The sequence below is a fragment of the Stenotrophomonas sp. 169 genome (assembly GCF_014621775.1).
Taxonomy (GTDB): domain Bacteria; phylum Pseudomonadota; class Gammaproteobacteria; order Xanthomonadales; family Xanthomonadaceae; genus Stenotrophomonas.
In genome coordinates, this window is sequence record NZ_CP061204.1 from 3,959,633 (window position 1) to 3,986,501 (window position 26,869).

Consider the following 26,869-nt stretch of genomic DNA (forward strand, 5'->3'; position numbering starts at 1 on the left):
TTCGTGCACCGGGTTCATCATTGTCCGCGGGCCGTTCAGGCTGCCGAGGCGTCGAAACGCGCAAACACCAGCGACGTATTGATGCCGCCGAAGGCGAAGTTGTTGCTCATCACGTGGTCCACCTGCAACGTACGGCCGTCGCCGATGATGTGGTCCAGCGCGGCACAGCGGGGATCCGGGTCTTCCAGGTTCAGGGTGGGGGCGAACCAGCCGCTGCGCATCATCTCGATGCTCACCCAGGCCTCGAACGCGCCGCACGCGCCCAACATGTGGCCGACGTAACTCTTCAGCGAACTGATCGGCACGGCGCTGCCGAATACCTCGGCGGTCGCCTGGCTTTCGGCGATGTCCCCGTGCTCGGTCGCCGTACCGTGCGCGTTGATATAGCCGATCCGTGCAGCGTCCAGCCCGGCATCCTCCAGCGCCAGGCGCATCGCCTGGGCCATGGTCGGGCTGCTGGGCTGGGTGACATGCTGGCCATCGCTGTTGCTGGCATAGCCGCGCACCTCGGCCAGGATCGTGGCACCGCGTTCAAGCGCGTGCTGCAGATCCTCCAGCACCAGGGTGCAGGCGCCTTCACCCAGCACCAGGCCATCGCGCCCGGCATCGAACGGACGCGGCGTGGTGGCTGGGGCCGCGTTGCGCACACTGGTGGCGAACAGGGTGTCGAACACCGCCGCGGCGGTCGCATCAAGTTGTTCGGCACCGCCGGCCAGCATCACGGTCTGGCGCCCCGCGCGAATGGTTTCGTACGCTTCGCCCACCCCTTGGCTGCCGGATGTGCACGCACTGGAGGTGGTATGGATGCGCCCGCTGAGACCGAAGAACACGCCGATGTTGACCGGCGCGGTGTGGCTCATCATCTTCAGGTAGGTGGTGGCGGTGATGCCATCGGTGCTGAAGCTGCTGAGCATCCGGCCGAACTCGCCCACCGCTTCATGGCTGCCGGAAGACGATCCGTAGGACACCCCGGTGCGTCCACCACGCAGCACCGGGTGGTCGATCAGTCCGGCCTGCTGCAGGGCCAGCTCGCTGGCGCGCACCGCCATCAAGGCGACCCGTCCCATCGAACGGGTGGTCTTGCGGTTGTAGTGCGGTGGCAGCTCGAAAGGCGCGGCAGGCGCAGCCAGCCGGGTATTCAACCCTTCATAGACATCCCACTCCGGCATCGCGCGTACGGCATTGCGCAGTGCGCGCAGCCGCGCGTGGATGGTGGCCCAGTCGTGGCCCAACGGACTGATGGCGGCCGCACCGGTCACCACGACGCGGCGCCCGTCACGTGCCATCAGGCAAGCCCGCCATTGACCGAGATCACCTGCCGGGTGATATAGGCAGCGTCAGGGGACAGCAGGAATGCGACGGTGGCAGCGACCTCGTCGGGCGTCCCGACACGACCGGCCGGAATGCCCTTCAAGGCGTGTTCCAGCACGCCGGCATCCAGCATGTCGGTGTCGATCAGGCCAGGGGCCACGCAATTGACCGTGATGCGGCGGCTGGCCAGCTCGACCGCCAGCGCCTTGCTGGCGCCGATGATGCCGGCCTTGGCCGCGCTGTAGTTGACCTGGCCGCGGTTGCCGATCAGGCCGGATACCGATGCCAGCGTCACGATGCGGCCGGGCTGGCGACGGCGCACCATCGGCATCACCAGCGGGTGCAGCACGTTGTAGAAGCCGTCCAGGTTGGTGTGCAGCACCTGGTCCCAGTCGTCTTCGCTGAGCGCAGGGAACGCGCCATCGCGGGCGATACCGGCATTGCAGACCACACCATAGTAAGCGCCGTGCGCTTCGACATCGGCGTCCAGGGCGGCACGTGCCGCGGCGCGATCGGCGATATCGAACGGGAGTACCCGCGCCTGCCGTCCCATCGCGGTTATCTCATCGGCCACGGCCTGCGCTTCTTCCACGCGGCTGCGGCAATGCACGGTCACGTCGAAGCCGTCGCGCGCGGCGCGCAGCGCGATTGCACGGCCGATGCCCCGGCTTGCGCCGGTCACCAGCACCGCCAGGTTGGCTGTCATGCGGTTCCACTCTCCAGATAGGCCTGCGCGTCAGCGGGCTCGAACACCGACACGTTCGCTTCCACCCATGTCTCCCCGCCCACGTCGATCCGGCAGGCGAACATGCCCAGGCCATTGTCACCCATCAGTTCGCGGCGCGCGTAAACCTCCAGCCGGGTGCCGGCGGGAAACAGATCGCGCTGGCTGCTGTAGCGGCGGCTGCCGAGCAGGAACCCGATCTTCGGTTCGCCGCCATCACGGCGCGCACGGCAGCCGGCCCAGGCCGCGATGGCCTGCGCCATGTACTCGATGCCGATCCACGCCGGCACGCCGTCAGGCCCGGCGAATGCACCCTTCGACGGCACCACCAGGGCGGCATGGATGCTGTCATCGTCCCAGTGCACCAGCTCGTCCAACAGCAGCAGGCTGGCCCGGTGCGGCACGACATCCCGGATGGGATACACGGTCATGCCGCCGTACTCCGCTGCAGGGCAAGCACGGCGTTGCTGCCGCCGAAAGCAAACGAGCTGCTGAGCATCCGCTGCAGGGGGACCGGTGAACAGTCGCCCGGGGTGACCAGCCTGAGTGCCGGCAGGTCCGGATCGATATCGCCGTCATACCAGTGCGGCGGCAGGCGATTATCGGGATTGTCGACCAGCGCGATCCAGCACAGGGCGGCTTCAATGGCACCGGAGGCACCCAGCGCGTGGCCGGTGAGTGGCTTGGTCGAGCTGGCTGGCACCGTGCTGCCCAGCACGCCGGCCACTGCCCGGGACTCCATCGCATCGTTGTGCCGCGTGGCCGTGCCATGCAGATTGATGTAGTCCACCTCGTCCGGTGACCACCCTGCACGCTGCAATGCCTCGAGCAGCGCAGCCGTGGCGCCGGCGCCGCTGGGGTCCGGCGCGGACATGTGGTGGGCATCGGAGCTCTCCCCCCACCCGGCCAGCTGCACCGGGCCCGGCTCACGGCTCAGCAGGAACAACGCCGCCCCTTCGCCGATGTTGATGCCCGTGCGGTTGCGCGAGAACGGCAGGCAGCGCGTGGCCGAGATCGACTCCAACGCGCTGAAACCGGCGACGGTGAAGTGGCACAGCGAGTCGGCCCCACCGGCGATCACCGCATCGACGACCCCGGCGCGCAGCAGCCGCGCCGCCGAAGCCAACGCTTTCGCACTCGACGAACAGGCCGTGGACAAGGTCCATGCCGGGCCGCCGGCCCCGCTGCGATGGCGCACGAACGATGCCGCACTGCCCATCTCCTGCTGCCCGTAGGAGAAGCCGGCAGGCCATTGGCCATCAGACTGCAGCGCGCGAAGCGCAGGTTCGGTCTCACCGATGCCGGATGTGCTGGTGCCGATGATCACGGCGACACGCTCGGCACCATGTCGGCTGATGGCCTGCTTCACCAGCGGTGCGATCTGCACCAGCGCCGCATCCAGCAGGGCATTGTTGCGACCACGAAGCGAGATCGGCAGCGTCGAGAGGTCTGGCAGCGCGTCCCGTACGCGCCCCAGCGCGAGGGTCCGCCCGCGCACCACGTCATCGCAGTCGGACAGCCCGCCAGGGGCCGCGGCAAACAGCCCCTTGGCCACGCTGTGGCGGTCTGCGCCCAGGGCGCACACCACGCCCAGTCCATTGAGATACACCGCAGCGGTCACCGAGGGGTCTCCTGCGCCGGTGCAGCTGCGCCATCCACCGAACGGATGGTCAATGAGTATCCTTCGCGCAGGTTGTCCAACTGCAGGCTGCCATCGGCATGGCGCTGCAGATGCAGTGCCTCCTGGCCGGCGTGCTGCAGGCGGCGATGTTCACCATCGTCGGTGACCGTCCACTCGGCCGGCAGTACGGCGGCGATGGCGGCGGTGGGCCAGAGTGCGAACTGCAGATCATCCAGCACCCGTTCGGCACGCACCTGGCGTGGCAGCCACGGGGCGCGCTGTTCGTCCAGGTGCTGGCCATCCCAGCGCACGCGGAAGCCGGTCTGGCCCATCGCCTGCACCAGCAGTTGCACCTGCGCGTCGTCGGCCTCCAGCAACGCATCCAGATCACGCTCCACCCGGCCGAAGCGGAAGTGGAGTTGCTGCTGCAGCGCGAGGGTGCCCTGCAGGCTGGCCGGCGACAGCCGCAGCGGTGGCAGATCGCCACCGGGCCGCGTGGGCCGGCCGGCGCACGCGGCAAGCGCGGCGAGTACGGTCATTGCCGCCAACAAGCGCAGGGCCGGGCGAACGCAGCGCATCCAACGCATCAGGTGGACTCCTTTGTTTCATGCACACCGGCGGGCCGGAACAGCGGTGACAACAGCCAGACCAGGCCGATACCCAACAGCAGGGTAAGGCCGAAGGCACGCAGCGCCGGCGTGGCCGACAGCCCGAGCAGCCCGAAGGACAGCCAGGTACTGGCCGCGCCCACGCAGACCGCCACCCACGCACTGGGGTCACCCCGATGCTCCAGCAGGAAGATGCCGTAATCGATGCCCATGCCCAGCAGCAGCATCAGGGCGAGCACATTGAACAGCTGCACGGGCTGGCCGAACAAGGACAGCAGGGCGACGGTGAGCGTCCCCGCCAACAACGTCGGCACCATCACCCGCCACGCATCGCGACGATAGCGCCACCACAGCGCAGCGAACACCAGTGCAATGCCTGCCAGCAGCATGACGCTCATCAGACTGCGGTAATGACCGAGCAAGCGCGAGAAATCATCGGTGCGGTCAACCCAGCGCACGCCGTCCAGTCCCGCTCCGGCACCCTGCAGGTCGCGCAGCGCCTGCGGCTGCGACAGGTCATCCACCAGCACCACGCTGGCGACCCCGTCGCCCAGCCGGCCCAACCACAAGGGGCGGACCGGCAACGACGCCGGAGAGGCCACGAAGCGTTCGATGGTCATCGGCGCTGCGGTGAACGCCGGGCGCTCCAGCGTTTCGCCACTGACCTCCGCCACGGCCCGCAGTACGCCCGCCTCGATGCCACGCGTCAGTGCGGCATCGGCCTGCTGCTGCGCCGCTGAAGGCAACCAGTCGCTGATCGCGCGATGGCTGCCGATGCGGCCGTCGTGCTCCAGCGCGCGCAGCCGCCGGGTCAGGGCCTCTTCGCGTTGCAGCAGCTGTTCGGCATCTCCCCCCTGCACCAGGAAGAACTGCGCGGGGCTGGGCATCCCCAGCAGCCGCGAGATACGGATCTGCTGCTCCATCAATGCCGGGGGCGAGGACTGCAGGCTGCGCAGGTCATCGTCCACCTTCAATCGGGTCATGCCCGCAGCGGACACAACCACCAGACCGACCAGCACCAGCAGCAGGCGTCGCCCGGCAAGCCGTGGCCAGCGCTGCAGCGTGCCGCCAAGCCAGCGCGAAAAACCGGTCTGCCGCACCTGGCCGCCGTCCAGCCACGGAAACCACAAGATCACCGTCACGAACGCAGCGGACAATCCGACCACCGAGAACAGTGCCATCTGCCGCAGCCCCGGGAACGGCGCCATCGCCAGCGCCAGGTAAGCCAGCGCACTCGTCAGCAGGGCCAGCCACAGGCCCGGCAGCAGGTGCCGCAGCAGGGTCCAACGGCTCTCACGTGGGGCCGCCTGGCGCGACGCGAACCAGTGGATGCCGTAGTCCTCGGCGACGCCGACCAGCGAGGCACCGAACACCAGCGTGAGCAGGTGCACCTTGCCGAACACCAGCACGGTCACGGCCAAGGCGACGCCACACCCCACCAGCAGCGACACCGCCACCAGCAGGATCGGTCGCAGCGAGCGGAACGCCAGCCAGACCAGCAACAGCACGGCCGCCAACGAGCCCCAGCCGATCGTATTGATCTCCCGGTTGGCCTGCACGGCGGCGGCTTCGGCATGCAACGGAACACCGGCATGCAGGATTTCCAGCCCGGGCGCCGCGCCACGTGCTGCCGTGCCCGCGCGCTCCAGCAGCGCGTCGATATGCGGCTCGCCATCCAGCTGGAAGGCGGAATCACGGGTATCGAAACGGAGCACCGCCCAGTGCTTGCCATCGGCCTGCACCAAGCCATCGTCGCCCAGGCGCAGACCTGCCGCCTTGGCCTGCTGTTGCCACCATGCCGGCCACAGCGCCAAAGGGTCCTGCAGCCACGCCGTCAAACGCGGACCGCCCATCGGCCCGTACAGGGACGCAAGCGCCTGCCCTGCCAGATCGCCGGCGCCGGTCTGTTGCAGCTGATCGCGCTGGGATGGCGTCAGCAGGCGATCCCGGTACGGGGCGTAGAACCCGCGTGCCTGGTCGAACCACCCGTCCATCGCACCGGCAGGCCGCAGCAGGCCGCTGTCCGCATCGTCGGCCATGGCCTGCGCGAATGCCTCCTGCGCACGCAGAGCGGCTGCGCTGTCATCGCTGCCCAGCAGCACCACCACGTCGCGCGAGTTCGCATCGGCGATGCGCCGGGTAGCATCCGACAGCAGGCGATCGTGGGCGTCCTGCGGGAGCATTGCCAGAATGTCGGTGTCGATCGGTGGCTGCTGGCGCCACTGCAGGGCCTGCTGCACACCCAGCGCCAGCAGCACCAGCAGCCACGCCAGGGCCAGCCAGCGCCAGGCGCGGTGTGGGCTGGCGGCCGCGGCCGCGCCAGGGCGCATGTCAGTCAAGGCGCGCGGCCTCTTCAGCGCTCAGCGTGGCCGGCGTTTCGGTCAATGCGCTGAAGGTGATAAGGGTGCGGTCATTGCCCGCTTCCACGATCTCCACGTCACGTACGTAGCGGTCACCGCGCAGCCGCAGCGAGGTGAATGCCTTTGCCAGCATCGCCGACTTCGGCGTGAGCTGCAGCGTCCAGCCCGCCCCTTCGCGCCGCGCATCGACATTGAACTGGCTGGACAGTGCCTGCACGTCACCGCTCATCAGCGCGAACAGCGTGGCGTTCACCGAGCGCATTGCCGGCTGCTCGCGTGCATCGAGTTCCACGCGGGTGCTGCCATCGGCCTGCCGGCTGAGGATGCGGTCGGCGGTGATGACCATCTCCGAGGGGAACGGCTTCAGGGTGGACCAGATGACACCGCGCTGGTGCGCCACCACGAAGCGCCCCTGCGACTGCAATGGATTGCGGAATCCCGCCACCTGCTTCTGCTGGCTGAAGCTGCCACGCAGCACGGCAGGACGCGCGACATCCCGGGTGATCGATTCGATGACCGCGTCGGCGGCGCTGGTTGCCGACGCCAGCAGACACAGCGACATGACCGCCAACAGACGGAGCGGAGCGAACAGTTTCATGGTGCGGATACTCCCAGCTTCTGCCACAGGATCGGGGGACACAGGTACTGCATCTCGCCGCTGTCGGCGGCGACGGCGACCTGGATGGTATGGGCGCGGGTCAGGCGCTCACCGCTGAGCGCATCGAAAATCTCGTAGGTGATCTTCAAGCGGTTCTCCCACTCGACGATGCGTGCCACCACGCGCAGCGCCTGCTGGAAACGCAACGGGCGGATGTACTTGACCCGCGCGTCCACCACCGGCCACAGGAAGCCGGACGCCTGCATCTGCGGGTAGTCGTAATCATGCCGCTGCAGCAGCGCGCAGCGGGCGATCTCGAAGTACTTGAAATAGTTTCCGTGCCAGACCACCTGCATCGGGTCGCAGTCGTGGAACGCGGGCGACAGGGCGATTTCTTCCGTCAGATCATGCATCAGCATAGATCACCCACGCGCGTCCGCGGATGTCCTGCAGCAGCTGGCGCAGCTCGCCGTCCAACGCGCGATCTTCCTCGACCAGCGCGATGCGCCCGACGAGATCGGTATTCATCGCATCCAGCGCACCCTGCAGCTGCGCCTGCAGGCCGACCCGCTGGCGCAGCGCCACGGCCTGACGTGCCGCGATCAGCATCGCCGCCACCACCTGCTCCACCAACTCGATCACGCGCAGGCAGTCACGCGCGGCGATGGTGCCCATGCTGACCTTGTCCTGGTTGTGGCATTCCGTGGAACGCGAGAACACCGAGGCAGGCAGGGTATTTTTCAGCGCCTCGGCCGTCCACGCCGAGACACTGATCTGCAGCGCCTTCAGCCCGTGGTTGATGGCCGCGCGCGGCCCCGTGGCGGCAGACAGGTTGGCCGGCAGGCCATGGCTGTAGCGTGCATCGACCAGCAGCGCCAGCTGCCGGTCCAGCAGGTCGGCGATGTTGGCGACGGTGTTCTTCAAGGTATCCATGGCCAGCGCGATGTGGCCGCCATAGAAGTGGCCACCGTGCAGCACGCGCTCTTCGTCCGGGTCGATCAGTGGGTTGTCGTTGGCGCTGTTGAGTTCGGTTTCGATCAACTGCCGCAGGAACGGCAACGTATCCTCCAATACGCCGATCACATGCGGGGCACAGCGCAACGAATAGCGATCCTGCAGTCGCTGCGCGTTGCGCGGCGGCTTCTCGCTGTGCAGGTCCGCGCGCAGGCGGGCGGCGATGCGTGCCTGGCCCGGATGCGGCTTGGCCGCGAACAGGGTCTCGTCGAAATGATGGGCGTTGCCATCACTGGCCAACACGTTGAATGCCGTCAAGCGGGTCGCCAGGCGGCTGAGATAGTCGGCACGGTGCCAGGCCAGGCAGGCCAGCCCGGTCATCACCGCAGTGCCATTCATCAACGCCAGGCCTTCCTTCGGTCGCAGCCGCAGCGGCACCATGCCGATCCGCGGCAGCACCTCGGCCGCAGGCTGCACGCGTCCTTCGAACAGGACGTCGCGCTCCCCGCACAGCACGGCCGCCACGTAGGACAGCGGGGTCAAGTCACCGCTTGCGCCGACCGATCCTTCCGCCGGGATGCGCGGCAGCACGTCGTGCTGGAGCAGCGAAGTGATCCCTTCCAGCAGCGCCACGCTGGTGCCGGACATGCCTTGTGACAGCGAGGCGAGGCGAGCCGCCAAGACGGCCCGCGTTTCCTGTGCATCCAGGAAACGACCCAGCCCGCAGCCGTGGTAGGTGTACAGGTGATGCGGCAGCTCGGCGACCAACGAGGGCGGGATCACCGTCGTGCACGAGTCGCCGTAGCCGGTGGTGACGCCATAGATGACCCCGTCCTCGCGCAGCAGGCGGTCGAGGAAATCGGCACCGCGCTGGATGCGCGCACGGAAAGCCGGTGCATCGCTGAGCTCGGCACGTGCACGCCGGTCTGCCAGCGCGACCACGTCTTCGATGGTCAGCGCAGCGGCGCCGAAGTGGCAGGAAGGGGAAAGATCAGTCGGCATCAGGTGCCTGGTCCCAGAAAGGAAAGAAGTTGAACCAATCCAGCGGTGACTGGGTCACCTGCTGTTCCAGCCACTGCGCATAGCGATGGGCGCAGTCCTGCAGGGCGGCGTCGCGTGCCCCGCGGGGCAGGCTGATGCGCTCCGCGAACAGATCGAAACGAACGCGATAACCGTCGCCGTGGTGCAGGCACGACAGGGTGTAGACCGGGCAAGCCAGCGCCGACGCCATGACATAGCCGCCCACCGGGAAGGGCGCGCGGTGACCCAGGAAATCGGCATGCGCCACCCGCTCGCTGTTCACCGGCACCCGGTCACCCACGATGGCGACGAAGCCACCCGCGGCGACCCGACGACCGAGCGCCATCGCCATTGCCGGGCCCACCTCGGTCACCTGCAGCAGTTCTACCGATGCCAACGGATCCAGGCGCGCCAGCAGGCTGTTGAAGCGCTGCGCATGCTTGGTGTGGACCAGCACGGTGAGGTGCAGCCCCGGCACTTTTTCGGCCAATACCTGGCACAGCTCCAGGCAGCCCACGTGCGCGGTCAGGAACACGCCTCCTTCGGCACGGCCGATGCGCTGCAGCGCCGCGTTGTCATGCAACTGCAGCTGCTGCGCCGGATAACGGCGTCCCAGCGCCAGCAGCTTGTCCAGCATGGTGTCGCCGAACAGGGCGAAGTGGCGCAGGCTGTCACGCCAGCCGGGCGTGTGGCCCAATGCCCCGGTGTGGGCCTGCAGGCGCTGCAGGTACTGCATGGAGGCACGCCGCGCCAGGCCGTTTCCCAACCAGTGGCAGGCCACCGCTGGCCATGCGCCCATCCGGTAGGGCCAGCGTCCGAGCCAGCGGTGCACCCAGCACAGCAGCAGCACGCCGCTGACGGAGGTGCGCTCGCCGATGTCCGCCCAGTGCGGCGCCGGTCGGGCGGCCATCAGCGCGTGCCTCGCAGGCGGCGACGCAGCAATCGCGGCGCACGCCGCAGCATGCCGCCGAACAGCCGCGCGTGCATGCCACTGATACGCACGTTGTCGCGCCATACATCGAAATGTGAAACGCCGTCGCGTGGGTAGGTCACCGGCGTCGCCAAGTGCAGCACCGCGATGTCACGCCAATACAGCCGCACCAGGATCTCGGTATCGAAATCCATGCGGCGGCCAATGGTTTCCTCGGCAATCAGCCGGATGACAGGCGGCAGCGGGTACACCCGGAAGCCACACATCGAATCACGCAGATGCAGCGAAAGCGTGTTGATCCACACCCACACATGGGTGGCGTAGCGGCCGTACAGGCGGATTTTTGGCACCGTTTCATCGTAGGCCGGGATGCCACAGATCACGGCGTGCGGATGCGCCTGCGACAAGGCCACGAAGCGTTCGAGCTCATTGGTGTTGTGCTGGCCATCGGCATCGATCTGCAGCACGTGGCTGTAGCCCAGCCGTGATGCCTCGCGGAAGCCGGCCAGCATGGCGCCGCCCTTGCCTTCGTTGCGCGGCAACCGCAGCAGCCCCACCCCATCGCCCGCGCTGAGCGCACGCAGCACGGCGGCACAGGCGTCGTGCGAGCCGTCATCGACCAGCAGGCAAGGCAGGCCGGCGGCGCGGATGCCTGCCACCACCTCGACGATGGCGTGTTCGTGGTCGTACACCGGCACCACCACCAGCGGGGCATGGTCAATGGCAGCGGACGGGGATTCAATCGGCATCGGCGAACACTACTTTGCCACTGGCATGGATGCCGTGACCGGAGCTGAACCGGAATGCGAGCATGCGGCGCGACGCGTCCCAGTCCAGTTGCAGCAGGAGGGTGTCACCCGGGCGCGCCACCCGCTGGAACTTCAGCGCGTCGATACGCACGAAGCGCGCCGGCAGGGCGAACACCGTCTGGGCCAAGCGGATCGCCCAGTCGACCTGGGCCACTCCGGGCAGCACCGGCACCCCGGGGAAGTGCCCATCGAACGCACGCAGGTCGGGTTGCAGGGTCAACTGCGCGCTGGCCGAGGCCGGTCCACACTGCAGCCACTGCACCGGCGGCAGGTCCACCTGCTCCGGCTGCTCCGGCTGGAACAACGACAGCAGGGCGGCCTGGGTCGTCTTGCCCTGCGCATTGAGGGGCAGTGCATCGACGAAGCGCCAGCGCCGTGGCCGCGCGACGGCGTCGTGGGCATCGGCAAGGGCGTTGGACAACTGACGGCCGGCGGCACGGCGGCCGGCCTCGTCAGCCTGCAGCAGGCGGGTATCGCGCGGCACCACCACGGCCGCCAACTGTTCGCGTTGGCCCGGCAGCAGCAGCACGCGGGCGTCGGCGACGGCGGGGTGCGCGCGCAGCGCATGTTCCAGCGCGTCCAGCGACACACGCCGCTCTTCTACCTTGACGATGCGGTCGGCGCGACCCAACAGGCGGAAACCGCCCTGCGCGTCAGCCTCGGCACGATCCTCGCTGCGCCACCAGCCGCCATCGGGCAGGTGCGCGGAGGCAACAGCCAACTGGCCCTCGTCGATCCGCCACTGCACGCCCGGCAGCGGCTGCCACGCGCTGGTCGATGCATCACCGCCACGCCAGGCAATGCCGCCGGTCTCACTGCTGCCGAACACCTCGATCGGCACACGGTCCAGCAGCGCGCGGACATCGACGGCCGCCTGCGCAGGTAGCGGACCACCGGAGGAGAACACCGCGCGTAGATGCGTGCGCGCAGCGCGCCAGTCCAGTTGCGCCGGCAGCCGTTTCAGGTGGGCAGGCGTGGCAACGAGCACGCACGGCCCGGTCGACAGCGCCGCCACCAGATCTTCGTGAAAGAAGCGCCGTGGCAGGATCGCCCGACCCGCCGACAAGGGCCACAACACCCGGAACAGCAGGCCGTAAATGTGTTGGTGTGACACGGTGCCGTGAACCTGCGCACCCTCCAGCAGCGCACCAAAGGCCTGCTCCAGCGCACCCACTTCGCAGGCCAACTGGTCCAGGCGTTTCTCGATCGCGACCGGCGCCCCGGTGCTGCCGGAGGTGAACACCACCAACCGGCAGGCGCGTTCGTCCAGCATGATCGGCGCGATGGCATCGGCCCCCACCGCAGACGGGGCCAGCGGTTGCCAGTGCAGGTCGACGTCACCGGCAACGCCGTCGACCTGCGGCCGCAGCGCCTGCAGCGTGGCCGGCAGGTTGTCGGAAGGCAGGTACACGCGCTTGCCCGCTGACCACGCGCCCAACAGGGCAGCGGCGAACGCCAGGCTGTCATCGAAGTACAGGGCCCAGTCGCGTCCTCCCGCCTGCGAGAACGCCACGCGCCACGCCGCCACCCGGGCCAGCAGCCCGGCGTGGTCGATACGATCCGCACCGGCACCGCCAATCCAGCGGTCCGGCCGCGCCGGGCCCAGCAGCTGGTGCAGCGGGATCCACTCAGCCATGGCCATGTGCCGCCTTCACCCGGCGCCTCACCGTCCACTCCACCGCATGCAGCACGCCCATCAGCAGATAAGCCAGCAGGCCGTTGTACAGCGCCCAGGTCGCATCGGACGCCCACAGCGCGGTGGCCAGCGCCAGACCGCCATTGATGACGAAGAAACCGCACCACACCTGGGTGACCCGCCGGGTGTAGACGATGGCAAACGGGGGCAGCTGGGGTTCCTGCATGCGCGCAAAGCGCTCGGCCATGCTCGGTGGCCAACGCAGGCTGGCCAGGAACACCGCCAACAGCACCGCATTGACCAGGGCCGGATACAGCTTCAGCGGCAAGGCCTGGTTGCCCAGCAACGCCACCACGGCCAGCAGCCCGGTGCCCGCAGCGGCCCACATCCACACCGCTTCACGGCTGCCGAGCGCGCGCAACACGGCCAACGCAAACAGCAACAACGACAGCCAGCGCGGCTCGAAGCGCCCCATCGCGGCGTACATCAGCAGCGGGTACGCCAGCGATACGGCGACGAAGGCGACTTTGCGGAAGGAGGGCACGGCGGCGGTCCGCAGCGCGCGGTCAGGCAGCGGCCTGGTCGGGCAGCAGGCCATGAACGACATCGACCACGTCCTGCACGGTGCGCACGGCCTTGAAGGCATCGGGCTGCAGGTTGCGGCCAAGCAGTGGCTTCAGCTGCACGATCAGGTCCACCGCGTCGATGCTGTCGATGTCCAGGTCTTCATGCAGGCGGGCGCCCGGCACGATGAGCGCCGGCTCGATCTCGAACCCGGCGGTCAGCAGCTGGGCGATGTGGTCGAACAGTTCGGTCTTGGTCATGGCGATACCAGAGAAGGTCACGCGCGGCTGCTGGCGACGAAGGCGGCAAGCGCCTGCACGCTGCCGAAATGGCGGCGGGTTTCTTCGGAGTCGGCAGACAGGCTGACGCCGTACTGCTTCTGCAGGGCCAGGCCCAGTTCCAGTGCATCGATCGAATCCAGGCCGAGGCCTTCGCCGAACAGCGGCGCGGTCGTATCGATGTCGTTGGCGGAGATGTCTTCCAGCGACAACGCGGAAATGATCAGCTCCTTGATCTCGTGCTCAAGTTCCTGCACGGGGCAGCTCTCCACAGGGTTGGAAGTAACGGGTGAGATGGTCGGTGACGCGGCGCGCGGCCAGGGATTCCCCTCCTGCCACAGCGACGTCGTCGACAAACGTACCGATCGGAATGTCCTCACCGACCTCCAGCGAGACATGGAAGCGACGCGGGGGCACACGATACCATTTCCCTCCCTTTTCCAGCGTCGGCGGGGCACAGCGGATCCGTACCGGGGTGATGTCCAGGCCGCCACGCACGGCGATGTTGGCCGCCCCGCGGCGCAGCTGCAGGGGGTGGCCCGGCGTGCTTCGGGTGCCTTCCGGGAAGATCACCAGGCAGCCCCCCTCCCGTACGGCATCGATGCCGGCCTGCACCAGGGCGGGCCCGTCATCGTTGACGATGTAGCCGGCGGCCCTGACCGTCCCGCGCATGAACGGGTTGCGCGCCACCGCCCGTTTGACCACGCAGTCCGCGTCCGGTAGCAGCGCCACCAGCAGCACCACGTCGATCAGGGTGGGGTGGTTGGCGAGCACCAGCAGGCCCTTGCGCTGCAAGCGGTGGGCGCCGGTGACCTCGAAGGTCATCACGCCGAGGCCGCGCATGATCGCCACGTGCAGCGCGAAACTGCGCTGCACCCATGTGCGGGCCAGTCGGCGCCGACGTGCGGGGGGATGCACCAGCACCAGCAAGGCCGGCGCGACCACGATGCCGGCGATCAGTCCACCGACGCCGAACAGGGCGAAGCTGAAGCCGGTGGCCAACGTCCGCCATGCCCGGCCGAACAGGCCGGATCCGGGATCAGCCGACACGCTGCCAGCTCCAGCGCTGGCCATCGATCACCCGTTCATCGTGGCGCTGGCCGGACAGCAGGAAACGATGCAGGTCCAGCGCGTGCGGCAGCGGGCCGGGCGGATCGTCCTGGGCGGTATCGCCCCGCCATGCCAGCCGCAGTCGGGTGCCCTCCGGCGACGCCGCAGCGATCCGCCAGCACCAGGCGTAGTAAGGCGCCGGCTCGTCGATGAACTCGGCATACAGCTCAGGCAACGGGGGGTCGTAGGCAATGATGCGCACCTCTGCCGCACCGTCGGCCAGCAGGCCAACGGCTTCCAGGCAAGCGGCTTCGACCGTCGCCTTGCCGGCGGCCAATGCCAGATTGTTGCCGCGGTGACCGCGGGTGATCGAATACAGCGCACCGATGGCGTTGTGCACCGAGAGACCAAAGGTGGTGGGCGACAGGGCCTCATCGGCGACCAGCGAGCGCAGCAGCTCCATCGACCGCTCCACGTCACCGTGGCGGCTGGCAAAGATCAACGGCACCGTACTGTCCGCGCCCTGTTCCGGCTCACACCAGCACGCGGCCTGGATCGCCATCCGCCCCAGGCGCTCGATTCGCCGCCGCTGCATGGCGGGCACTTCGGAAAGACCCGGCGTGCCCTCGCCTTCCGGCGGCCACGGCGCCCGCGCCCAGGCCTGCCAGTCACTACGGGTAGTCAGGCCCGGGGCCCAGGCGGCCCAGTCGACGACGGAAAACTCGATCATTGCGGAAGCGGCAGTCACACGGAGCCGCGCACGCTAGCACGCCCGCTGTCTGCAGACGGTGGCTGGGGCTCGGATCGGACGGTTTCCGGCACCGCTGCGCTCGCCGAGCATGGCTCGGCGCTACCCCGTCGGCCTGCACGGAGATCCCCGTCGGCAGGGGCGGCAATCTCGCTCGGCAGGCGCGGCGATGCGGGCCCCCCGGTAGCGCCGAGCCACGCTCGGCGAGCGCAGCGGCAAGAAGACAGGCCGATGGCGACGCCTGCCCCTGCGTCAAAGTGAAGCACAGCGTCATCGGGTCGCATCCCTTCTTAACGGAAACCCACCCAGACTGGTCCGGTATCCCCACCCGCGCCCGGCAGGAGGCGTCACTTGGACGCATTGTTGTTGTCCCGTTTCCAGTTCGGATTCGTGGTCAGTTTCCACGTGCTGTTCCCCGCCTTCACCATCGGCACGGCCAGCTGGCTGGCCTTCATCGAGTGGCGCTGGCTGCGCACGCGCGATCCGATCTGGCGCGAACTTTATTTCTTCTGGCAGAAGATCTTTGCCGTGTCCTTCGGCATGGGCGTGGTCAGCGGCATCGTCATGGCCTTCCAGTTCGGCACCAACTGGCCGCGGCTGACCCAGTTCGCCGGCTCGGTGATCGGTCCGCTGCTGACCTACGAAGTGCTGACCGCCTTCTTCCTCGAGGCCAGCTTCCTCGGGGTGATGATGTTCGGCTGGGGCCGTGTATCGCCCCGCCTGCATTTCTTTTCCACCTGCATGGTGGCGCTGGGCACGCTGGTGTCCACGTTCTGGATCCTGGCATCCAACAGTTGGCTGCACACCCCGGCCGGCTATGAAATCGTCAATGGCATCGTGCACCCCAGCGACTGGTGGCAGGTGGTGTTCAATCCTTCATTCCCCTACCGCCTCGCACACATGGCGCTGGGCTCGTTCATCACCACCTGCTTCGTGATCGGCGGCATCGGTGCCTGGTACCTGCGGCGTGGCAAGCACGTCGAGGAAGGCCGCCGCATGCTGGTGGCCGCCGTGATTTTCGCGGCGATCACCGTGCCTGCGCAGATCTTCGTCGGCGACATGCACGGCCTCAACACGCTCAAACACCAGCCGATGAAGATCGCCGCCATGGAAGCGCACTGGCACGAGGGTAAGGAGGGGGCCGGTGTGCCACTGGTGGTGTTCGCGCTGCCCAACGAAAAGGAAGAGCGCAACGATTTCGAGGTGGCCATCCCGCGCTTGGGCAGTTTCATCCTGACCCATTCGCTGGACGGCACCTTCGAGCCCCTGACGTCGGTCCCGGCCAGTGAGCGACCGCCGGTGACGCCGGTGTTCTTCGCCTTCCGCATCATGGTCGGGCTGGGCACGCTGATGCTGGTGCTGGCATGGTTGTCGGCCATCGCGCTGTGGCGCGGCAAGCTGCTGCAGTCTGCGTGGCTGCTGCGGGGCTGGAACTGGATGCTGCCGGCCGGCTTCATCGCCCTGGTGTCGGGGTGGTTCGTCACTGAAATGGGGCGCCAGCCATGGGTGGTCTACGGGCTGCTGCGCACTGCCGATGCGGTGGGACCACAAAGTGCGTGGATGACCGCGCTGTCGCTGGGCGTGTACATCGTGGGCTACGCCTTCGTGTTCGGCTGGGGCATCTGGTACCTGGTGAAGATCCTGCGCCAAGGGCCCAGGCCGTACGAGGACGGGCCGGCGCTTGATGGTGGAAGCCATACCCCGGCGCGGCCGCTGTCGGCCGCCGATGAACCGCTGGAGGAGCGCTGAGATGGAGATGACAACCTGGCTGCCGGTGGCATGGTTCGCGGTGATCGGCTTCGGCGTGCTGATGTACGTGTTGCTGGACGGCTTCGTGCTGGGCATCGGCATCCTGGCCCCGTTCGCCCACAGCGAGGACGAGCTGGACCAGATGATGAACACCGCCGCGCCGATCTGGGACGGCAACGAAACGTGGCTGGTGCTGGGCGGAGCGGGTCTGCTGGCGGCGTTCCCGAAGGCCTATTCTGCGCTGCTGTCGGCGTTGTACCTGCCGGTGCTGCTGCTCGTGATGGCGCTGGTATTCCGCGGCGTGGCGTTCGAGTTCCGCTTCAAGGCGCACCGTTCACGGCGCCTGTGGAGCGTGGCGTTTGCCGTCGGCTCGGTGCTGGCCACCTTCGCGCAGGGCGTGATCCTGGGGGCCTTGGTGCAGGGACTGGATATCGTCGATGGTGTCTACCAGGGCGGCGCGTTCGGCTGGTTGAGCCCGTTCGCGCTGGTCACCGGCGTCGCCTTGATCGCCGGGTACGCGCTGCTGGGCAGTACCTGGCTGCTGTTGAAGACCAACGGCCCGGTGCAGGCACTGGCACGGAAGATGACGCGGCCCTTGGTGGTGGCCGTGATCGTGGCCATGGGCGTGGTCAGCTGCTGGCTTCCGTTCCTGCAGTCGCGCCTGATGGCACGGTGGTTCAGTGACGGCAATTTCTGGTGGCTGTCCCCCGTACCGCTGCTGACGCTCGGGGTCGCTTTTGCACTATGGCGCAGCGCCATCCATCCAAAGCGGGACCTGCCGCCCTTCCTGCTCAGCATGGCGCTGTTCGTGCTCGGCTTTGCCGGGCTGGTGCTGGGCATGTGGCCCTACCTGCTGCCGCCGACGATGACCCTGTGGGATGCCGCCGCCCCCGCCTCGTCACTGGGCTTCAGCCTGGTCGGGTTGGTGGTGTTGTTGCCGGTGATTCTGGGGTACACCGCGTGGTCGTATCGCGTGTTCCGCGGCAAGGTGGAAGCAGGCGCGGGTTACCACTGACCCGGCATCGCGATGCCGAACACAGGCGGCTCGGCGCTACCGTGCTCGCGGCATCCCGTTGTAGCGCCGAGCCACGCTCGGCGGAATCCCTCCGGGACCGCGATGCCGGACACAGCCCGCGCTGCGCGCTCGCCGAGCGTGGCTCGGCGCTACCGTGCCGGCGGCAGGAAGGCTTTGCCTGCCGCGGCGGCATGACCTGTGGGCCAGCCGCCGCGGGAAGCGGGCTGCTACCCTTGGCCGGTTTTCCATCCTTGGTGCCGTCCGCCCATGTTCCGAGTGCTGCCTCTTTCCCTGTTGTTGTCCGCCGCACTCGCTGCGCCGGCGGCGTACGCCGCGCCCACCCCGATCACCATCGAACAGGCCATGGCCGATCCGGACTGGATCGGACCACCGGTCGAGCGGGCATGGTGGTCGTGGAACAGCCAGCAGGTGGAATACCAGCTCAAGCGCAAGGGCAGCGCGGTCCGCGACACCTTCCGCCAGCCGCTTGCCGGGGGCGTGGCCACGCAGGTCGCCGACGACCAGCGCGGCACCCTCGACGTCGCCAACCCGATCTACGACAGCAGCCGCACGCGCATGGCGTTCGTGCGCAACGGCGATGTGTTCGTCCGTGACCTGCGCAGTGGTGCGCTGACCCAGCTGACCCGTGGCAACGAGCGTGCCGCCGGCGTCGACTTCGCCGTCGATGGCGGCGTGATCTGGCGCACCGGGCAGAACTGGTTCCACTGGACCGCCGCCAGCGGCGTCGCCCAGGTGGCCAGCCTGAAGGCAGAGAAAAATCCGTCCGATCCCCCCAAGGCCGATACCCTGCGCGAGCAGCAACTGCGAACGCTGGAAACCCTGCGTCGCGACCGCGAACAGCGCGAAGCCCTGAAAGAACAGGACCAGCGTTGGCGCGAAGCGGACAGCACCCGCGCGCCGGGCCCGGTGTTCCTCGGGGCCGACGTGGAGATCGTCGACAGCGTGCTGTCGCCGGACCTGGTGCACCTGCTGGTGGTGACCAAGCCGAAGGATTTCGAGGAAGGCCGCACCAGCAAGATGCCGCTGTACGTGACCGAATCCGGTTACGAGGAAACCGAAGACACCCGCACCCGCGTCGGCCGCAACGATCCGGAACCGCATACGCTCTGGCGTGTCGATGCGCGTAGCGGCAAGGTGGAAAAAGTGTCGCTGGATGCGCTTCCCGGCATCGGCACCGACCCGCTGGCTGCGCTGCGCAAGAAGGCGGGCAAGGACGCGCTGAAGGGCAACCGTGCGCTGGAGGTGATGAGCGACTTCATGGGTGGCGGCATCCGCTGGAGCGCGGATGGCCAGCAGGTTGCGATCATGCTGCGCGCCAACGACAACAAGGACCGCTGGATCATCAGCCTGGCCGCTGCCGATGGCCGCCTGCAGACCCGCGATCGGCTGACCGATGAGGCGTGGATCAACTGGGGCTTCAATGATTTCGGCTGGATGGCCGATGGCCGCACGCTGTGGCTGCTGTCCGAAGCATCCGGTTACTCGCACCTGTACACCCAGACCGGCACCGGCAAGCCGCAGGCACTGACCAGCGGCAAGTGGGAGACCTCCGCGCCGACGCTGTCCGCCGATGGCAAGGGGTTCTACTTCCTGTGCAACCAGCAGGCCCCGCACGATTACGAAGTGTGCAGCGTGGACGTGGCCAGCCGCCAGGTGCGCGAGCTGACCAGCCTCAACGGCGTGGAAGACTTCACGGTGTCGCCGGATGGCCAGCAGCTGCTGGTGCGTTACTCCGCGGCCTACCTGCCTGCGCAGCTGGCCGTGGTGCCGGCCGGCGGTGGCCAGCCGCGCGTACTGACCGATACCCGCAGCGCCGAGTTCAAGGCACGGGAGTGGATCCAGCCGAAGCTGGTGGCGGTGCCGTCCCAGCACGGTGCCGGCGTGGTCTGGGCGAAGTACTACGAGCCGCAGAACAAGGAACCCGGCAAGAAGTATCCGATCGTGATGTTCGTGCATGGTGCCGGCTACCTGCAGAACGTGCACCAGCGCTACCCCGCCTATTTCCGTGAGCAGATGTTCCATAACCTGCTGGTGCAGCAGGGCTACATCGTGCTGGACATGGATTACCGTGGCAGCGAAGGCTACGGCCGCGACTGGCGTACGGCGATCTACCGCAACATGGGCCACCCGGAACTGGAAGATTACAAGGATGGGCTGGATTGGCTGGTGGACACGCAGCAGGGCGACCGTGATCGCGCCGGCATCTACGGCGGTTCGTACGGCGGCTTCATGACCTTCATGGCGCTGTTCCGTTCGCCGGGTACGTTCAAGGCCGGTGCCGCGCTGCGCCCGGTGGTGGATTGGCACAACTACAACCACGCGTACACCGCCAACATCCTCAATACGCCGGACATCGACCCCGAGGCCTACCGCGTTTCCTCGCCCATCGAATATGCGCAGAACCTGCAGGACCACCTGTTGATCGGCCACGGCATGATGGATGACAACGTGTTCTTCCAGGATTCGGTGAACCTGAGCCAGCGCCTGATCGAACTGCACAAGGACAACTGGTCCATCGCACCGTATCCGCTGGAACGCCACGGCTACACCCGTGCCGACTCGTGGCTGGACCAGTACAAGCGCATCCTCAAGCTGTTCAACGAGAACGTGAAGTGACCCCCGCCGCGGCGACGATACGGATCGTCGCCGCGGTGATCGATGATGGGCGTTTCGGCTGCAAAGGTTAGCCGCCGCCCAGATGGTCGGCGCGGACGCCTGGGTCTACCACGCGCCATATAGCTGGCTCGCGCTTGATAACGCGACCTTATCCAAGCTCGCCACGTCATAGACAAGCAACGTGATCGATGCAGCCGCTGCAGCGAAAGACCCTTGGACTCAACTTACGGACACTGCGCTGGACAATATTCCGCTATCTGCTATCCGAAGCTTTACGCTCCGCTCTCCAGCCGAAGTACAGGCAGAGCGCTGCAAATAGAACGGTAAGAATCATGGCGAAGTGAACCTGTTTGCAGCGCAGGGATTCTGCGAGTAGCGAAAATTCACCTTTGCAATATCCGGACGCAAGACTCGCTGCCGAGAACATCCATAGAAAGCAGTAGAGCGACGCAAGTGCGCTGAGGATTGATCCCACTATGTACCAAGGGCGCGATCTAATCTTCATATCCGACCGACGGCGGTCTCAAGATGTGAGCGCAGCACGTGAATTGAATTGAACAACCTTCTTTACCTTTGCTTCCTTCGGCTCGTTCCAGCCAAGCGTCTTGCGTAGGTGAGCATTCATGAGGTCTGCCACGTTTTTTGACATGTTTCCGCCTCGCCTTGGACGTGCCCGCGCACTTTGACATGAACTGGCTCAGCAACCCGCTTTTCTTTCTGTTGTTGCTTCGATGCCAAGGGGCATGCAGACCAGTTCCCCGGTCGTATGTGAGGCTGTCTCAAGATACGGTGGGCGCTTTTCCAGGTGTCTACCAGCCTTCAACCGCGCGCCGGCAAGACAGGTCTACTCTTGCGACTTCTTCGCGCCCGGGCAGTAGAGAGGGCTCTCCACGTTCGTGTGCCAGTAGGTTGAAGTGTGTATCAGTGCGCGCTTTGCCCGGCCCTTTATCTCAAGTCGATGTGCGAATCGGCCATCGCAAAATATCAACAAGCGCCCATCAGCCTTTAATTGGTCGACTTGAGTCGTCCAACCTCGACGATTGGCCACGGAGCTGAAATAAGCAGTGGCAGCCTCTGCTCCAAGATCGGTAGCTACATCTCTGGATATACCCATATAGGTTCCCCTCGAGAAATACTTGCCCGCCGAGATGCTGCTGCGTGGAGGTACCTCCAGGCGTGAGTTCATCTGCTCCAGGTACGACTCATTGGGCTTGTTGGACCAATCGCCCGTTACGACGCTTTTTCCGACGGTCAGCCACGATGCACCAATTAAGCAGCCCCCAATTACCGCATAGACAACGTTCCGCTTCACCAGCCACCTCCCCAGCTGCCGCTGCGGCTTGAGAGCTCGCCTGGCGAGACGCCTCCTCCAATCCCGGCTCCCATCTCAAAAGATGCGCCACCTCCGCCTGGAGAATAGTTGACACCACCATCAATACCTATGTAATCACTGGTAATAGACATTTTCCCTTTCGCCGTTCCGTTCCGTTCGCAATCAATCAAAGCACAGCCCATCTAGCGACGCACCCAACGTCTTCCGACTCCAGCTTGCCGGCCACCGGCCGGCACTGCCTTCGGATTTCATGCAAGTTTTTTAGCTACTCCCTTCCGTTAGTATAAGGCAGCGAATTTTTCTAAACTCATAAACTAACCTAAAAAAGTCTATCTAGTTGCACCTTCCGAAGTCTCCTGGTTAACCTCCTTCACAACTGCACCATGTTCGTCGTAGTACCTCCAGATTCCAGTCGCTTTCCCGCGGGTGAACTGCCCGCGGATGCGAACATACCCTCCCTCCGCGGCAACAAATGGCCCTTCCCGCAGGTAACACCCGTCAGATTTACCATTCATACCCCAAGGATTTATCATGGCACGCGTAGGGGCAGGGCAGTTTACTCGCGGCCTGCTTAATGCCTCATAATCGGTGTCGGTGGCTGCAGGCCGCGAAGGGGCGCAGGACGTAGATGTCACTACAGCAGCAATGAGGAGAATAATTTTCACTTTAGATTTCATCTGAGCCCCTGAACCTTTGAGTTCAACAACCGTTGATCTTTGTCGCGCTGCTTTCCTTTCTGAGCTTGATCCATTGCGTTCCACAACACTCGAGTCGTAAAGACTCTGCACTGATTATCCCAAGTCCAGCTTCCCAGCTGCTGTCCAGCCTGGAGCTGCTCATTAACCAACCCCTCGTCGACTCCTGATACCTTACTGCACGAGGAACTGGGCTCGTTACTCCTCTTGTCGTGCTCAACCACTTGGACGGGGTCTCCGTATTGATCGCTCGCTACATTTCCCGCATCTCTTCCGGCGGCAGCAGTGCCCATTCCGGCCTCAAGTGTGCTTGTCTTTATCCATTGGTGGTTTACCGACACCCTTCCATTAAAAGCTGGCTGTCCGCAAAGAAAAACGTCCCGTCCGTATGGGTCGATCCAGCTCATCGGATTACCAGCTGCATACGCGTATGTATTGACGCCACCCTGCAAACCGATCGGATCACTCTGCACATAGCGCGCGATCCCCGCGTCATAGTCCCGAAAACCGTTGTACCAGAGCCCTGTTTCCGCATCATAGTATTGACCTGGAAACCCGATGTTCAGCCCGCCAACATCATCCTACGTAACGCTACGCCCATAGGCATAGTTGCACGCTTTCCACACTGTCTGCCGGCTTGCATTGGTCACAAACTCCGGCCGGCCGAGGTGGTCAGTGTGCACGTAGTTCACCTGCCCATTGCGTGCAAGCCCTACAAGCTCGCCCTCGAACCACAGATAGTTCGTCCAGACGTTCCCGGTCAACTCGGAAAGCAGCTGGTTCTGACCCATGTAGTGATAGCGATTCGTCCCTGCATCGTTTGACTTCGCCACGCGCTGGCCCTGTGCATTGACCAGGTACTGCGTCACACGACCATCCACGTTGCTTTGGCTCATTAATCCAGCACACGATTGTTACCGGGATCGATACGGTATTGGATCAGCTTGTCTCCACCCTGATACCGGTCATGATTGCCGCCGGCGTCGTAGGACAGGTGATTATTGATGCCATAGCGCTCCAATCGGGTCAGACGACGTAGCGCGTCGTAGCCCATCTTCTGGGCGAAAAAAAGTCAGGCAGCGGCATTCAACCAGATTGAAAAATAGCGTAATTATCGGACTTTTTAAAAACTATTTTTTCGTCTCCCACCCCAGTTTCTTAATAACCATAGAAACAATCTTTGCAGAACCAAATAGCCACGCAATGGCAATAATCACCGTAAACTTTTTGACTACTGGAGTATTTTGAGCGATAAGCAGCCCTGAAGAATAGATCAGCAAAAATGCAGTGTATCCGCAGGCCTTCTTCAGCAACATAATATTCACCGCGGAAGTATGTGAGTAGTCGGCATTCCAACAACCGGTGCAGCGCATAGAAATAATTTACGCACGTGCACATTGGCAACTCATAGACCCCTACTTTGACATTAGTAAGCGGTAAGTTATTACTGCCGCCACCACACCAAAAATTCCAGCAGCGAAAAGAATGATATCTTCAGCACCCAGTGCAATACCGGAAGATAATTTAAAGACAATCGTAATCATGAAATTAAAAGGGAGCAGTGCAAGTCCAACAACTCCTAGCCAGTACAATAGGCGCATATTATTTCCTAACATTCGCAGGGATCTTTCACCAATTCCTCATTCGCGGCTTTCGCGATCTCGTCAGAATGCCCATGGCGCCCTGCGGCCCAAGCGATGCGCCACCAATCTCTCAAATCCCGACAGTCGGGCTATTCCAGCAGATTAGTTTCGGATATTATTCCCACCATCGCGAGCCCCGACGCGCCCGCACTTGCAGAAGGCCTGCCGAGTAAAACACCGCCCTGGAATTAATTTCTATTTATTTTGATGAACTTCTTGCGTGCACTAGGTAGCCAGCCCAAGCATCCGCTAAGCGCAACAACGACAATAAACCCGACCAGCATTAAGTCAAGGTAGAAATCTGTTGTTTCGGGCATATCATCACATGACGCAGCTATTTCTCCAGTAACCGCAAGTTCATAGCACTGGCGTAGCAATTTATAGTTTCCCGCAGCGATACCCTTTCCGTAGATAGATGCGCCTATGCCTGCGGATGCAAGCAGTCTGCTCAGCAATGATCTCACTATCCTCTCCTACTCGCATTTCTCTACCGACTGCCGCTATTTGATAGATCGCTTGGCGAAACGCATCCTCCAGTCCTAACTTCCATCTCAAAACCGGTAGCCCTCCAAATGCTTGTCAACGTCTTCAGCGGTGGGCAGTTTTTACTTCGTCAGCCAGCCATCACTAACTATCCTTTCCTAATGAGCGTTGGGATTAGGATCATGCTTCAGGGGCTAGAAGACCAATCTATCGGGGACTCTAAATCCTCGCTCCATTGAATGTGTTGGTCGCGCTCCCACTCCTTGGATTTCGGAGATTAATTTTAATTCTCGTGCCACTTTAGAATTATTATTAATCTTCCACATATCCATTGACATACCGGGAACCAAATGACGGCAAATACGACGCTTGCGCCTGAATATTTCGACAAGGCTGCCCAAGCGGTGAACAATCCCGCCATGAATATAAAAAGGAAGAATGTGTGAATGGCAATCTTCCGTTTCTTTTCCGTTTTCATTTTTTCCACGGCGTCTGCCTGATCGTGGGCATACCTGCACCTGGTGCCGCGCACAAATTATCGTCCTTTTGAAGGAAGTCCGCTATCCCGTCTCTGTCGCAGTCAATTTCTGCACACCCCATCACCTCGGCCTCCAAGAAAGTAGTAACAAGCGATAGCCACCGTCAGGGTTACGGACGATGTACGAAATGGGCTGCGCCTTATCCTCGAACCATTGGCCTGAAGCAGCGTCACGCAGGTAGCGCACGCGTCTTCCGTCGGTCCGCTGGGCCCAGAGGACATCTCCATTCTGAGATGGCACCAGCGACAAGTCGAAATTGCTCAGCCAGTGGTTACCAAAGATGCCGGTGGCGCTCCAGTGGTGATTGTATGTTCGCGCAAGAAACAGGCCCATCTCGCCTACTGACGAAAAATCCAGTTCGTGCTCTACCTTGTTGCCGGTGTAAAGCACGACCGGGTTGCCACCGGTCTCGCCGTCTCCGTCGCAGCCCTTGCGGTGATCGGTTTCCTGTGACTTCGCTGTCCGGGCCAAGCGCGCTGCCAGAGGCGCACCGATGCCCCGCTCCATGCGGTGACTCAACCCGGGCGTGTACGTTTCTCCCCAACGCTTGGCCCACACCTCGACTCGAGGGTCCTCGGGCTTTTTTTCCTTGCTGGGGTCCAGTGCGGCGGCGCTGAAATGCCAGAAAAAAGGCGCCAGCATCAATCCACGATAGAAACCAGTCCGGTTCGGGGTACGTGCCATGCGTCTCGTCCTTTCTCTTTTCCCAGAGCGTCTTGCTCAGGCGCAGGCCTTGACTAAAACCGACGGTCTCCCAGCGCACTTCCAGAAATCGCGCATCTTCATGCAGCGTCCACCCATTCAGCTCCCAAGCCATAAATCGCCGAGCTGATCTGGATTCCCCTGCTCCCACCCCACGGGGTGTGCTTGGCAGCACTGAGCGAAGGCCATATCCTGCCCGCCGCACGTACCCTCTACGCCACGCGCTGATCTCCAGCGCGCGCCTGCCTCAAGGACACCGGATGTCATCAGCCCCTCCTACCCTCGGCGCTCCCCGCATGACGCCGCCGCGCACGGATTTCGTGCGTCCGCTGGCCCTGACCACGTTGCTGGTCTGCGCGGCGATGGTGCTGTGGTTTCTGTTCCAGGCGCTGCTGGCCTGGCCGCTGGGTGCCAGCCATCCGTGGCAGCTGCTGGTGGACGCCGCGACCGAACATGACTGGCCACGCAGCCTGCGCTGGATGCTGGCCCACCTCGTGTTGACCAGCCTGCTGATGGGCGCCGTGTGCGTGCCTTCGCTGGTCTCCAGCTGGGGCCTTTACAAAGGCACCCGATGGGGACTGATCAGTTACGTCTGGCTGCTGGTCATCACCGGCATCGGCAATATCGGCGTGGCGTGGTGGCTTGACCGCGTGGCGGCCGCGCTGATCATGAAGCTGGGTGACGCGCCAGTTGTCGAAGAGCTGCAGGCCCAGCGCCTGCTGTTCACCTTCACCGTGCTCGGCAGCTGCGTGCTGTTCGCCGCGCTGCAGGGCTGGCTGGCGTGGCGATTGATGCGTCCGGATATCCGTTCGCGCTACTGAAGCCGTTGCTCTGTCTTTTTCTGTTTTCCCTGGAGTCCCC

26 protein-coding genes are annotated in these 26,869 nt (G+C 64.7%); 4 read left to right on the forward strand and 22 right to left on the reverse strand.

All coding sequences use genetic code 11. From position 1 onward, the window contains the following. Window positions 1-35: 35 nt before the first annotated feature. The 17 genes from ICJ04_RS17315 to ICJ04_RS17395 are packed head-to-tail and all read right to left on the reverse strand — an operon-like array spanning window position 36 to window position 15,194. A complete protein-coding gene (locus ICJ04_RS17315; RefSeq protein ID WP_188325399.1) occupies window positions 36-1,286 on the reverse strand; it encodes a beta-ketoacyl-ACP synthase in 1,251 nt (416 codons plus the stop codon). Next, entirely contained in the window at window positions 1,286-2,017 is a 732-nt protein-coding gene (locus tag ICJ04_RS17320) for a 3-ketoacyl-ACP reductase FabG2 (protein ID WP_188325400.1), read from the reverse strand. The genes ICJ04_RS17315 and ICJ04_RS17320 overlap by 1 nt, the downstream gene beginning before the upstream one ends. Beyond that, entirely contained in the window at window positions 2,014-2,466 is a 453-nt protein-coding gene (locus ICJ04_RS17325; RefSeq protein WP_188325401.1) for a hotdog family protein, read from the reverse strand. Before ICJ04_RS17325 ends, ICJ04_RS17320 begins: the two co-directional genes overlap by 4 nt. After that, complete coding sequence (locus ICJ04_RS17330; protein ID WP_188325402.1) at window positions 2,463-3,656, reverse strand: beta-ketoacyl-ACP synthase; 1,194 nt, start codon at window positions 3,654-3,656, stop codon at window positions 2,463-2,465. The genes ICJ04_RS17325 and ICJ04_RS17330 overlap by 4 nt, the downstream gene beginning before the upstream one ends. Then, window positions 3,653-4,243: a DUF3261 domain-containing protein gene (locus ICJ04_RS17335; RefSeq protein WP_223202930.1), complete on the reverse strand. Its 591-nt coding sequence runs from the start codon at window positions 4,241-4,243 to the stop codon at window positions 3,653-3,655. The genes ICJ04_RS17330 and ICJ04_RS17335 overlap by 4 nt, the downstream gene beginning before the upstream one ends. Continuing rightward, window positions 4,243-6,594, reverse strand: a complete 2,352-nt coding sequence (locus ICJ04_RS17340; protein ID WP_188327380.1) for an MMPL family transporter — start codon at window positions 6,592-6,594, stop codon at window positions 4,243-4,245. The genes ICJ04_RS17335 and ICJ04_RS17340 overlap by 1 nt, the downstream gene beginning before the upstream one ends. A gap of 1 nt (window position 6,595) precedes the next feature. Then, window positions 6,596-7,186 carry an outer membrane lipoprotein carrier protein LolA gene (locus ICJ04_RS17345; RefSeq protein ID WP_223203090.1) on the reverse strand — a complete coding sequence of 197 codons (591 nt, stop codon included), beginning with the start codon at window positions 7,184-7,186 and terminating at the stop codon, window positions 6,596-6,598. Window positions 7,187-7,218: 32 nt separating this feature from the next. Next, window positions 7,219-7,641, reverse strand: a complete 423-nt coding sequence (locus tag ICJ04_RS17350; RefSeq protein ID WP_188325404.1) for an acyl-CoA thioesterase — start codon at window positions 7,639-7,641, stop codon at window positions 7,219-7,221. Then, window positions 7,628-9,178 (reverse strand): aromatic amino acid ammonia-lyase, encoded by a 1,551-nt coding sequence (locus ICJ04_RS17355; RefSeq protein ID WP_188325405.1) that lies wholly within the window; start codon window positions 9,176-9,178, stop codon window positions 7,628-7,630. Before ICJ04_RS17355 ends, ICJ04_RS17350 begins: the two co-directional genes overlap by 14 nt. Continuing rightward, window positions 9,168-10,109, reverse strand: a complete 942-nt coding sequence (locus ICJ04_RS17360; RefSeq protein WP_188327381.1) for an acyltransferase — start codon at window positions 10,107-10,109, stop codon at window positions 9,168-9,170. Before ICJ04_RS17360 ends, ICJ04_RS17355 begins: the two co-directional genes overlap by 11 nt. Then, a complete protein-coding gene (locus ICJ04_RS17365) occupies window positions 10,106-10,876 on the reverse strand; it encodes a glycosyltransferase family 2 protein (RefSeq protein WP_188325406.1) in 771 nt (256 codons plus the stop codon). The genes ICJ04_RS17360 and ICJ04_RS17365 overlap by 4 nt, the downstream gene beginning before the upstream one ends. Further along, window positions 10,866-12,572 (reverse strand): AMP-binding protein, encoded by a 1,707-nt coding sequence (locus tag ICJ04_RS17370; protein ID WP_188325407.1) that lies wholly within the window; start codon window positions 12,570-12,572, stop codon window positions 10,866-10,868. Before ICJ04_RS17370 ends, ICJ04_RS17365 begins: the two co-directional genes overlap by 11 nt. Further along, window positions 12,565-13,116: a hypothetical protein gene (locus tag ICJ04_RS17375; RefSeq protein WP_223202932.1), complete on the reverse strand. Its 552-nt coding sequence runs from the start codon at window positions 13,114-13,116 to the stop codon at window positions 12,565-12,567. Before ICJ04_RS17375 ends, ICJ04_RS17370 begins: the two co-directional genes overlap by 8 nt. A gap of 22 nt (window positions 13,117-13,138) precedes the next feature. Then, window positions 13,139-13,396 (reverse strand): acyl carrier protein, encoded by a 258-nt coding sequence (locus ICJ04_RS17380; protein WP_188325408.1) that lies wholly within the window; start codon window positions 13,394-13,396, stop codon window positions 13,139-13,141. 17 nt (window positions 13,397-13,413) lie between these two features. After that, window positions 13,414-13,671 carry a phosphopantetheine-binding protein gene (locus ICJ04_RS17385; protein WP_188325409.1) on the reverse strand — a complete coding sequence of 86 codons (258 nt, stop codon included), beginning with the start codon at window positions 13,669-13,671 and terminating at the stop codon, window positions 13,414-13,416. Continuing rightward, window positions 13,658-14,464 carry a lysophospholipid acyltransferase family protein gene (locus ICJ04_RS17390; RefSeq protein ID WP_223202933.1) on the reverse strand — a complete coding sequence of 269 codons (807 nt, stop codon included), beginning with the start codon at window positions 14,462-14,464 and terminating at the stop codon, window positions 13,658-13,660. Before ICJ04_RS17390 ends, ICJ04_RS17385 begins: the two co-directional genes overlap by 14 nt. Then, complete coding sequence (locus ICJ04_RS17395) at window positions 14,454-15,194, reverse strand: beta-ketoacyl synthase chain length factor (RefSeq protein WP_188325411.1); 741 nt, start codon at window positions 15,192-15,194, stop codon at window positions 14,454-14,456. The genes ICJ04_RS17390 and ICJ04_RS17395 overlap by 11 nt, the downstream gene beginning before the upstream one ends. 369 nt (window positions 15,195-15,563) lie before the next feature. Between ICJ04_RS17395 and ICJ04_RS17400 the strand changes: the two genes are divergently transcribed. From ICJ04_RS17400 to ICJ04_RS17410, 3 genes are all read left to right on the forward strand, one after another. Further along, entirely contained in the window at window positions 15,564-16,961 is a 1,398-nt protein-coding gene (locus tag ICJ04_RS17400; protein ID WP_188325412.1) for a cytochrome ubiquinol oxidase subunit I, read from the forward strand. 1 nt (window position 16,962) lies between these two features. After that, the gene (gene cydB, locus ICJ04_RS17405; protein ID WP_188325413.1) at window positions 16,963-17,976 is read left to right on the forward strand and encodes a cytochrome d ubiquinol oxidase subunit II; all 1,014 of its coding nucleotides are present in this window, start codon (window positions 16,963-16,965) and stop codon (window positions 17,974-17,976) included. A gap of 267 nt (window positions 17,977-18,243) precedes the next feature. After that, window positions 18,244-20,613: a S9 family peptidase gene (locus tag ICJ04_RS17410; protein ID WP_188325414.1), complete on the forward strand. Its 2,370-nt coding sequence runs from the start codon at window positions 18,244-18,246 to the stop codon at window positions 20,611-20,613. Window positions 20,614-22,619: 2,006 nt separating this feature from the next. On the opposite strand, the gene ICJ04_RS18425 is transcribed toward ICJ04_RS17410, so the two are convergent. From ICJ04_RS18425 to ICJ04_RS17430, 5 genes are all read right to left on the reverse strand, one after another. Then, window positions 22,620-23,207: an RHS repeat-associated core domain-containing protein gene (locus ICJ04_RS18425; protein ID WP_223203091.1), complete on the reverse strand. Its 588-nt coding sequence runs from the start codon at window positions 23,205-23,207 to the stop codon at window positions 22,620-22,622. Between the two features lie 15 nt (window positions 23,208-23,222). Beyond that, window positions 23,223-23,537, reverse strand: coding sequence for an RHS domain-containing protein (locus tag ICJ04_RS18430; protein WP_223202934.1), 315 nt, complete (start codon window positions 23,535-23,537; stop codon window positions 23,223-23,225). A 234-nt stretch (window positions 23,538-23,771) separates the two neighbouring features. Further along, window positions 23,772-23,957, reverse strand: a complete 186-nt coding sequence (locus tag ICJ04_RS17420) for a hypothetical protein (RefSeq protein ID WP_188325415.1) — start codon at window positions 23,955-23,957, stop codon at window positions 23,772-23,774. A gap of 99 nt (window positions 23,958-24,056) precedes the next feature. Continuing rightward, window positions 24,057-24,242, reverse strand: a complete 186-nt coding sequence (locus tag ICJ04_RS17425) for a hypothetical protein (protein WP_188325416.1) — start codon at window positions 24,240-24,242, stop codon at window positions 24,057-24,059. A gap of 1,124 nt (window positions 24,243-25,366) precedes the next feature. Beyond that, window positions 25,367-25,990, reverse strand: a complete 624-nt coding sequence (locus ICJ04_RS17430) for a DUF6531 domain-containing protein (RefSeq protein WP_188325417.1) — start codon at window positions 25,988-25,990, stop codon at window positions 25,367-25,369. Between the two features lie 278 nt (window positions 25,991-26,268). Here ICJ04_RS17430 and ICJ04_RS17435 point away from each other — a divergent pair, with 278 nt between their 5' ends. Further along, window positions 26,269-26,829, forward strand: coding sequence for a hypothetical protein (locus tag ICJ04_RS17435; RefSeq protein ID WP_188325418.1), 561 nt, complete (start codon window positions 26,269-26,271; stop codon window positions 26,827-26,829). The last annotated feature ends 40 nt before the right edge of the window (window positions 26,830-26,869 follow it).